The following is an 8879-nucleotide window of genomic DNA, read 5'->3' as shown; positions in this document are numbered from 1 at the left end:
TCATTCAGAAGAAGGGCTGCCGGACCAACCTCGACAATGCGCCCTTTTGCAACCCGCAAAGCACCGTGTTCGATACAGGGCCCCACCATGGTCAGCAGATATCGCGCCAGAAAAATCGTCGGTGCGTTGGCCGCCATGGATTCGGCGGCTCTCAGATGGCGTTGCGCAGGTTGCCCTGGCCCGGGCTTTCGCTTTTCTGGGAGGTCGGGACGTTCCTGTCATCGACGAATACCAGCTTCGGCTCGTACAGGGAGGCCTTTTCGGCATCGATCTCCAGCCAGCTGGCGATGATGACCTTGTCACCCCGGGAGACCAGGCGGGCAGCCGCGCCGTTGATGCAGATCACCCCGCTTCCCGGTTGTCCTTCGATGGCGTAGGTCTGAAAACGGGTTCCGTAGGTGACATTCCAGATATCTACCGCCTCGTACGGCAGGATATCGGCCTGTTTCATCAGCTCGGAATCGATGGTGATGCTGCCTTCATAGTCGAGATCGGCACCGGTCACGGTAGCACGATGGATTTTGGATTTGAGCATTTTCCGCTTCATAGGATATGTCAAACCTCCTCGAAGATGTAGTTGTTGTCGATCAGTCGTGTGCGGCCGATATATACAGCCAGCAACAGGACAGAGTTGGTATCCACGCGTTCGACACTTTCCAGGGTGTCGCCGTCGCAGATTTTTATGTAATCGATGCGGGCATCCGGCTCCCGTCCGATACGCTCGCGCACCAGTCCCACCAGGCGCCGGACATGCTGCTCCCCGTGGCGAGCGGCCACGCCGGCCTGGCGCATGGCATCGATCAGGGCCAGAGCCTGCCGGCGTTCAGCAGGGGACAGATAGATATTGCGCGAACTCATGGCCAGCCCGTCCGGCTCGCGCACCGTCGGCATGCCGAGGATCTCGATGGGCATGTTGAGATCCGCAACCATGCGGCGCAGCACGGTCAACTGCTGGAAATCCTTGCGACCGAACAGGGCGACATGGGGCTGGACAATATTAAACAGCTTGCAGACCACCGTTGTCACCCCGCGAAAGTGCCCCGGGCGGCTCTCCCCGCAGAGGGTTTTGGTCAGTCCCTCGACGTTGACATAGGTTGCAAAGCCGCCGGGATACATACCCTCTACAGTCGGATGCAAGAGAATATCGACACCGGCCTGCCGTGCCAGTTCGGCGTCGCGCTCGAGATCCCGGGGATAGGCGGCGAAATCTTCCTTGGGTCCGAACTGGGTGGGATTGACAAAGATAGAAGCCACCAGCAGGTCGCCCCGCTCGCGGCCCTCCCGCATCAGCGACAGGTGGCCTTCATGCAGACACCCCATGGTTGGCACAAACGCAATGCGCTTTCCGCTCCTGCGGACTTCTTCGCAGCGGCTCTGAACCACTTTGATATCATAGATAATTTCCATAACAGCTCAGCACATCCTCGTTTCAGGAAAAACTGTGTTCAGGGCCGGGAAACACGCCCTGCTTCACTTCGTCGATATAACTTCTGACCCCCTGCCGGATCAAAGTGGCGGCATCGGCATAGCGCTTGACGAATCGCGGGGAATACTTTTCACACAGACCGAGGATATCGTGAATCACCAGCACCTGGCCGTCACAGGCAGCACCCGCGCCGATACCAATGGTCGGGATGTCGAGGGTTGCGGTAATCTGGGCGGCGAGCGCCGCTGGTATGCCTTCGAGAACGACAGCGAAAGCACCGGCTTGCTGCACGGCACGCGCGTCATTCAGCAATTGGCGGGCCTGCTGATCCTGCTTGCCCTGCACCCGATAGCCGCCCATGCGATGGATCGACTGGGGAGTGAGCCCGATATGCCCAACCACCGGGATGTCCATATTGACGATAGCCCGTACGATGTCGGCGACATGCTCCCCGCCTTCGATCTTGACAGCCTGGGCGCCCCCTTCCTTGATCAGGCGTCCGGCATTGAGGCGCGCTTCGCGCAGGTCGACCTGGTAGGACAAAAAGGGCATATCGGCCACCAGAAAGCCCTGCCCTAACCCGCGCGCCACGGCGCGGCAATGATAGATCATTTCCTCCATGGTCACCGGCAGGGTATGCTCGTAACCGGCAACCGCCACCCCGACGGAATCGCCCACCAGCACCATGTCGACCCCCTCCAGGTCCATCAGTCGCGCAAAGGGATAATCGTAGGCGGTAAGCATGGCGATCTTTTCCCCCTCGGCCTTCATGCGCTGGATATCGAGAACCGTTTTACGTTTCTGCATGGCTCTTCTCCATGACGTGTTGTTCGGATCCCGGCCAAAAAAAAAGCCTTTCGGACGCCGTCCGAAAGACCTGTGCCTGCAGGAGACATACGAATACCGCTCCCGGTGGTACAACTGCCTTCCGTCCCGGTCCAATGGATCCAGGCGGTATGAAACGTGCGAAAAAGGCAGACCCCCTGCGGCTCCGGCTCATGTTCCGGGCCTGCATCCACCTCTTTCTCAAAGTTGGGCATCTATAACACAGGATTGCGGCGCTGTCCAGATTTTTCCCTGATTTCCACATCCGGCAACGGGTTTCCGGCCGAAATCGCATCCTGGAGGCTGCCATGCCGGCCCCGGCCAGCCACGCCACATTTGCGCCCATGATCTGAAACCTCCCGTCGCCGGCGCGACAAAACCCGACGATACGAGGCTATGCCATAAACCACATTTAATGTTTTTCTCTGTTTCAAATTGTTTTATTCATAAGAAACTTTCCCGTATAATGAATCGAAAATGCTATGTTTCGGGCTGATCAAGCCTGCCACAAAGCGCTAAATCATCCTTTACTGAACGAACCGCCTTCGATGCAGGCTTGGAATTACCCGACTGTGGCCGCACGGCATCCGATGAATAAACGGGCTGCATCCCTGGGGGAGGGATCCGGTCCGGCGAGCGGCAGGTGAGGGACAATCTGCATGATTTGAGGAGAATATCCGCATGAAAAAACAAATAGTCATCTGCATGGGAAGCTCCTGCTTCAGCCGCGGCAACGATCGAAATCTTGAAATCATCGAAACTTTTATCGCGGAACACAAAATGGAACATCAGATCGATTTGCGCGGCGCGCGCTGCGAAGACAGTTGTGATCGCGGCCCCATCCTCAAGATCGACGACAAAGTGTTTTTCCATGCCAACAAGGCGGATCTTATCAAAATCCTGGAGGAACAGCTGCTCGGCGATGACGGATCCACGCCGGCCGGGTCGTAATCGCCCAGCTCTGCTGCAGGCTTGCAATCCGCCCGTCGCCAACCTGCGAAAAAGACCTCCAAAACTCCGTCCCTGTCGGCACAAAATCTGAAAAGGTCTTTACATGAATCAGAACCCGTCTCTTCAACCGGCCATTTTCACCCAGGAAACAGAGTGCCAGGACTGCTCCAAATGCGTCAGGTACTGCCCGGTCAAAGCTATCAAGGTCGCCGATGGGCAAGCCCGTATCGTTCCGGAAAAATGCGTCAGCTGCGGAACCTGCGTCCGGGTTTGTCCCGCCAATGCCAAGCGGGTACGTAACGACCTCGACCAGATCCGCCATCTGGTTCGATCCGGCGCGCGGGTTTTCGCCTCCATCGCCCCTTCCTTCGTCAGCGAGTTTCCCGACATCCCTTCGACCCACATCATCGCGGCGTTGCGCAAACTTGGCTTTGCCGGCGTAAGCGAGACTGCCCTCGGCGCCCAGGAAGTGTCGGCCCTGGTGGCCACGGAACTGGCCAAGGGCGAAAATCGTCTCTATCTTTCCTCCGCCTGCCCGGCAGCGGTGACATTTATCCAGAAATACCTGCCCGAACTCTCGGATTCGATAACCAGGGTATATTCCCCCCTGCTGTCGCACTGTACCATGTTGCGGGAACATTTCGGCCACGACGCGAGCATTGTCTTTATCGGACCCTGCGGCGCAAAGAAAAATGAAGCTGACCGGCATCCGGAACTGCTGGATGCGGCCATCACCTTTGCCGATCTGCGCCAGTGGCTGCTCGACGAACACATCGACCCGGCCGCACTGCGTCCCGGCGGCGAAGACTGTTTTGTCCCCCAAAACGCCCAGGAAGGCGCCCTCTACCCCGTGGAAGGAGGCATGATCGAGACCATACGCCTGCATGGCGACTGCGATAATGTGCGCTGCATTACGGTCGCTGGCATCAACGGCATCCGCCACGTGTTGTCGGGATTCAAGCCCAAGACCCTGCCGCAACCGCTGTTCATGGAACTGCTGGCCTGCCGCGGGGGCTGCATCAACGGGCCCTGCGCCCAGATGCGGGAAGGCAATCTGGATCAGTGGCAGGAAATCATTGCCCGCGCCGAAGTGCCGGCCGCGCCACTGCAGCGGATGCCGCGACGCGACATCATGGAAACCATTTTCGACCAACCCCTGCAGACACAGCACTACAGCGATCAGGAGATCCACCAGGCCCTGCGTCTGATCGACAAGGAAAAAACCGAGGACGAACTCAATTGCGGAGGATGCGGGTACGAAACCTGCCGGGAATTCGCTCACGCCATTCTCTCGGGACACGCTGAAGTATCCATGTGCCTGTCCTACCTGCGGCGTCAGGCGCAGCGCAAGGCCAATGCGCTGCTGCATTGCATTCCTTCGGCCATTGTCCTGGTAGACAAGGATCTGCGGGTGGTGGACTGCAACCGGCAGTTCGCCGAACTGTTCAGCAAAGACCTGGCGGAAACCTATGATTACTGCCCGGGACTCAAGGGCGCGGTACTGGAACACATCCTGCCCTTTCCCCAGCTTTTTCGACAAGCCCTGGACAGCGGCGCGACTCTGCAGCACGATGCCCTGCATGTTGAAGATCGCATCTTCCAGATCAACATCTTCCCCATTGAACCGGGGCATGTCACCGGCGGCGTCATCAGCGATATTACGGCGCACGAAATGCCGCGGGAGATGATTGCCCGCCGGGCTCGGGAAGTCATCCATAAAAACCTCAAGACGGTTCAGGAAATCGCCTGCAAACTCGGAGAAAACATGGCGGAGACGGAGATTCTCCTGCGTTCGCTGGCGGAAGGCTTCGCTCCGGCCCGCCCGGTGGTGGACGAAGAACTCCGCGAAGAGGACAGGTAAGCAGCGATGAACAACTCACTGTTCGTGGAAATAGAATCGTTTCAATATAACTGCGTCGGCGAGGATATCTGCGGCGACTGCTTCATGATGGAGAAAACGCCGGGCTTCAATCGCATTATCGCGGTGCTGTCCGACGGACTGGGACACGGGGTCAAGGCCGGCATCCTTTCCAACATGACGGCGTCCATGGCCCTGAAATTCATCGGCAGCAACCAGGCACTCATTCCCTCCGCCGAAACCATGATGGACGCCCTGCCCATCTGCCAGAAACGCAAAATCAGTTACGCCACCTTTTCCATCATCGATTACATACCCGGCGAAACCGTACGGATCATCGAGATGGACAATCCGCCCTTTATCCTGATCCGCAACGGCAAACTCCTGGACCCGGCCTTCAAGGAAGTATGGTCGCCGCGTCATGAAAACCGTAAAATGCGGATTTATGAAGTCGATGTAAAACCTCAGGACCGGCTGATTTTCATGTCCGACGGCATCAGCCAGGCAGGCCTTGGGTCCGACCAGCACAAACTCGGCTGGCGCCGCCAGGGATGCGCTTCACATGTGATCGATCTGGTGCGCGGGAATCCTTCCATATCCGCCCGGGAACTGGCCCGACAGATCGTCGATACGGCGAAAAGTCTCGAGGAAAATCGCCAACCCGGCGATGACATGACAGCCGCCGTATTTTACTTCCGCACCCCGCGACGCACCATTCTGCTGACAGGACCCCCCTTTTCCAAAAATTACGACCGGGAATATGCCTGGATCCTCAATGCATTCCGGGGCAACAAGGTCATTTGCGGAGGAACCTCCGCGGAAATCGTGGCGCGGGAGCTTGGCAGGGAGATCCACACGGACCTCTCCACGGTCGCCAAAGGCATCCCTCCCCTGGCGACCATGGAAGGCGTCGACCTGATTACGGAAGGCATTCTGACTTTGACCCACGCCGCCCAGTATCTGGAACGCGGCGAAGCCCCCCAGGAAAGCAACGGTGCCGCCCAATTGACCAACCTTCTGCGTGACAGCGACAGCATCCAGTTTGTGATCGGCACCAAAATCAACGAGGCGCACCAGTCCCCGCGCCACCCGGAAGACCTGGAGATCCGCCGCAACATAGCCAAGCGCCTGGCGCGTGTACTGCAAAAAAAGTATCTCAAGGAAGTAAACATCCGCTATATCTGACCAGAATGCAAACAGCGCATAGCGAACCGCAAAAATAGAGTACCTTGCACACTGCTGACATCGGCACCGTTTCAGGCCTGCGCATCGGCCAGCAACGGCAGCAAATTTCCCAGGTCCACCCCCGGCACACCCACCAAGCGTCGCGCAATGTCCTTGAAAGCCTCATGCTCGGTGTGCCCGGGATTGTGAACGGCCCGATGTCTGTAGTCCTCCCCTGAAAAAGTCCCCCAGTCAGACAACTGGCTGAAATAGGCCGAGAAACCGAAGTCTTTGGCCAGCGCTGCGAAGGCCGGCATTTGGCGGAAATTGTTCCGCTGCACCACGAAACTCAGCCGAATCCGCAAGCCAAGCGTTGCTATGAAAGCCAGGTTGTGTAACAGACAACCAAAATCACCGCCGCGACGATTCTCCGCATAAGTTGGTGCGCTGGCGGCATCGACGGAGATTTCCGCCGAACGAATCAGGGCTCGGGCCAAACCCAGCCCCTCCCATGCAGACGCATCCCAGAGTTGCGCGTTGGTATGCAGTCGGAGCGTATGCAGTCGGGGGAAATCGGAAGTATCCAGATTTTGCAGAAAGGCCAGGTAGGATGGGCTCCCGAAGGGGTCCCCGTAACCGCTCACGGTTATTTCCTCTACGCTCGGTCCGAAGGCTTGCTTCAGGCGGACTTCTATCTGCCGAATGCGCCCCAGGTAGCGCCCGCCGACCCGAACCAACCCCTTTCGACAACTGGGACAGGCAAGATTGCAACGCGCATCGTAACAGAGATTGAGCTGACGAGGCCCAAAAGGCAAATGCAGGTCGTTCCGACGCAAGACCTCCCGAAGATATGGCAACGGTACCGCATCCTGCGGCATCACAGGAGCCTGCCGTCCTGCCAGGCGGGGGCAGCGCACCTGGTCGCACAGGGAAAAACTCCCGTCCAGAACGGATTGACGCAGACGCATGGCAACCGGGCCGTTCCAGATATAATCGAAAGAATCCCGGAGAAGATTGCCCAGGGGGACATTCACCCAGGATGGGCAGCAGGCAAAGACCGAACCATCGGCGTGAATCTCGCACCAGACAAACGGTTGGATACACACCAGTTTTTGATGGGATTTGACAGACATACAGCTTGTTGGTGCAGCCAAAACGAAAATCTCTTCTCAAGAAAAAAGCCTCCATGTGACAAGCACATGGAGGCTTTTTTATGGTGCTGGTTTCCTGCGGAGCAGTGCGTATGCACCGACCAGGGAAGCCATCCGTCCGAATTACTCGGCAGCGGGCTTCTCTTCGGCCATGGCATCGGCAGCGGCTTCGGTAGCTTCAGCAGCTTCGTCGGCAACGGCTTCAGCAGCTTCGTCGACCACGGCTTCAGCGGTCTCGGCAGCTTCTTCAACAGCCTGATCCATAGCCGGAGCAACTTCCTGGGCCTGCTCAACGGCAGCGGGAGCTTCTTCTTTTTTCTGACAGGCAACCGTCATACCAGCCATAAGAAGGACGCAAAGAAACACAACAACTTTCTTCATCATGACAAATCTCCTAAACCCCGTGAATGTTGTACTTGAAAATCGTCTGTCCCTGTGACAGACGGCCAAAAAATACTCCTTTTTACAACAAAATCAACAGAAATTTTGCAAAGCGGCAATTTTTTTTTGCGGCCTGAAAAGCCTGTTTTTTTATCAATGTTTTCAATATGTTACAAATGGGAACAAAATAATTTTTTATTACTGTTCGCCCCATCGACAGCCAGCAGTCAGGTCAAAAACATCGAAATCCCAAAATTCCTCGCCCGCTGGTATCCCGCCATCTCGTTTTCAGACCAGGCATGCATGGCCGCGCCGGCAGGAATTGCCGGCTGTTCGACACCGATGGCAACATAACCCTTGCATTTCAGAAAATACAGAGCACGATGCAGAGCCCCTGATGAACTCTGCTCCATGACCCAGAACCTGGCGCTGACTCCCGGCACTACGCGATAATTCGGATTGCCGGGAACCGGCCTGGCTCGAATAACAAGAAAGTAAATCTTCATATCGCGAGACCTGACTATACCACCCCCTATGTGAACATGCAAACATTGACCGGCATTATGGGCCTCAATTCGTAAGTGTCGTGCAACTGCGACACATTGAGACCAGAAAAAATGCCCGTCACCGCTTCCACAAAATCCGTGGTGCACTACGACCCAGGCGGAGGACTAAAAAGGCATTCTAATGCTACCATCACAGTTTTCCTAAGTATAGGGAAAAGTCACGATCTGCAGCAATTTTGGGTTGACAGTCGGGTTTTTTCAACTCTATACTGCCGACGCTTTTGCTGTGAATTTTCAAGATTCGTTTTTGTCACAAATAACCATTTGGGTTGGGGTAACGCTGCCGGATTTTTGAACTGGTTGGAGGGGTGTTCTGCGCGCAGCTTCAGACAGGATTAAAACATTTTTTCAAAAAAGTTTAAAACCTGCTGAAATCCCATTATTCTTGGGCCTGATCGATACAAACACATCTCATGAGGAGGGGAACAATGTGTAAGTATCCCCCGGTCAAACCGGGGGCTTTATGGGTGAACCGCTCAAAGCGGTTGGCTCAAACCTTGGGCCGCCTAAAGGCGGCTGGCTATTTGAGCAGGTTCAATTGATCCAATCTGCTATCT

General features: G+C 56.3%; 9 protein-coding genes. 3 read left to right on the top strand and 6 right to left on the bottom strand.

The genetic code is table 11. The features are described 5' to 3' along the window. Positions 1 to 151: 151 nt before the first annotated feature. From panD to panB, 3 genes are read right to left on the bottom strand one after another with little or no spacing between them, the layout of a single operon-like run. Complete coding sequence (gene panD, locus AB7E65_RS10185; RefSeq protein WP_072287810.1) at positions 152 to 547, bottom strand: aspartate 1-decarboxylase; 396 nt, start codon at positions 545 to 547, stop codon at positions 152 to 154. 8 nt (positions 548 to 555) lie between these two features. Further along, the gene (panC, locus tag AB7E65_RS10180; RefSeq protein ID WP_072287811.1) at positions 556 to 1407 is read right to left on the bottom strand and encodes a pantoate--beta-alanine ligase; all 852 of its coding nucleotides are present in this window, start codon (positions 1405 to 1407) and stop codon (positions 556 to 558) included. A 22-nt stretch (positions 1408 to 1429) separates the two neighbouring features. Continuing rightward, entirely contained in the window at positions 1430 to 2233 is an 804-nt protein-coding gene (gene panB, locus AB7E65_RS10175; protein ID WP_428745815.1) for a 3-methyl-2-oxobutanoate hydroxymethyltransferase, read from the bottom strand. A 699-nt stretch (positions 2234 to 2932) separates the two neighbouring features. On the opposite strand from panB, the gene AB7E65_RS10170 reads away from it, so the two are divergent. From AB7E65_RS10170 to AB7E65_RS10160, 3 genes are all read left to right on the top strand, one after another. Then, positions 2933 to 3202 (top strand): (2Fe-2S) ferredoxin domain-containing protein, encoded by a 270-nt coding sequence (locus tag AB7E65_RS10170; protein WP_072287813.1) that lies wholly within the window; start codon positions 2933 to 2935, stop codon positions 3200 to 3202. Between the two features lie 103 nt (positions 3203 to 3305). Beyond that, a complete protein-coding gene (locus tag AB7E65_RS10165) occupies positions 3306 to 5063 on the top strand; it encodes a [Fe-Fe] hydrogenase large subunit C-terminal domain-containing protein (RefSeq protein WP_072287814.1) in 1758 nt (585 codons plus the stop codon). A 6-nt stretch (positions 5064 to 5069) separates the two neighbouring features. Next, a complete protein-coding gene (locus AB7E65_RS10160) occupies positions 5070 to 6245 on the top strand; it encodes a SpoIIE family protein phosphatase (RefSeq protein ID WP_072287815.1) in 1176 nt (391 codons plus the stop codon). Positions 6246 to 6316: 71 nt separating this feature from the next. On the opposite strand, the gene AB7E65_RS10155 is transcribed toward AB7E65_RS10160, so the two are convergent. The 3 genes from AB7E65_RS10155 to AB7E65_RS10145 all read right to left on the bottom strand — a co-directional run bounded on the left by AB7E65_RS10155 (position 6317) and on the right by AB7E65_RS10145 (position 8262). Beyond that, on the bottom strand, positions 6317 to 7357 hold the full coding sequence (locus AB7E65_RS10155) for a radical SAM/SPASM domain-containing protein (protein ID WP_072287816.1): 1041 nt from the start codon (positions 7355 to 7357) through the stop codon (positions 6317 to 6319). Positions 7358 to 7498: 141 nt separating this feature from the next. Beyond that, the gene (locus AB7E65_RS10150; RefSeq protein ID WP_158514042.1) at positions 7499 to 7759 is read right to left on the bottom strand and encodes a hypothetical protein; all 261 of its coding nucleotides are present in this window, start codon (positions 7757 to 7759) and stop codon (positions 7499 to 7501) included. A 224-nt stretch (positions 7760 to 7983) separates the two neighbouring features. Continuing rightward, entirely contained in the window at positions 7984 to 8262 is a 279-nt protein-coding gene (locus AB7E65_RS10145) for a hypothetical protein (protein ID WP_072287817.1), read from the bottom strand. Positions 8263 to 8879 lie beyond the last annotated feature (617 nt).

The organism is Syntrophotalea sp., assembly GCF_050253115.1.
In the GTDB taxonomy this organism is placed as follows: Bacteria; Desulfobacterota; Desulfuromonadia; order Desulfuromonadales; family Syntrophotaleaceae; genus Syntrophotalea; species Syntrophotalea acetylenica.
Note: the sequence above shows the minus strand (reverse complement) of the source record. Positions and strands in the feature narration are given on the sequence as shown.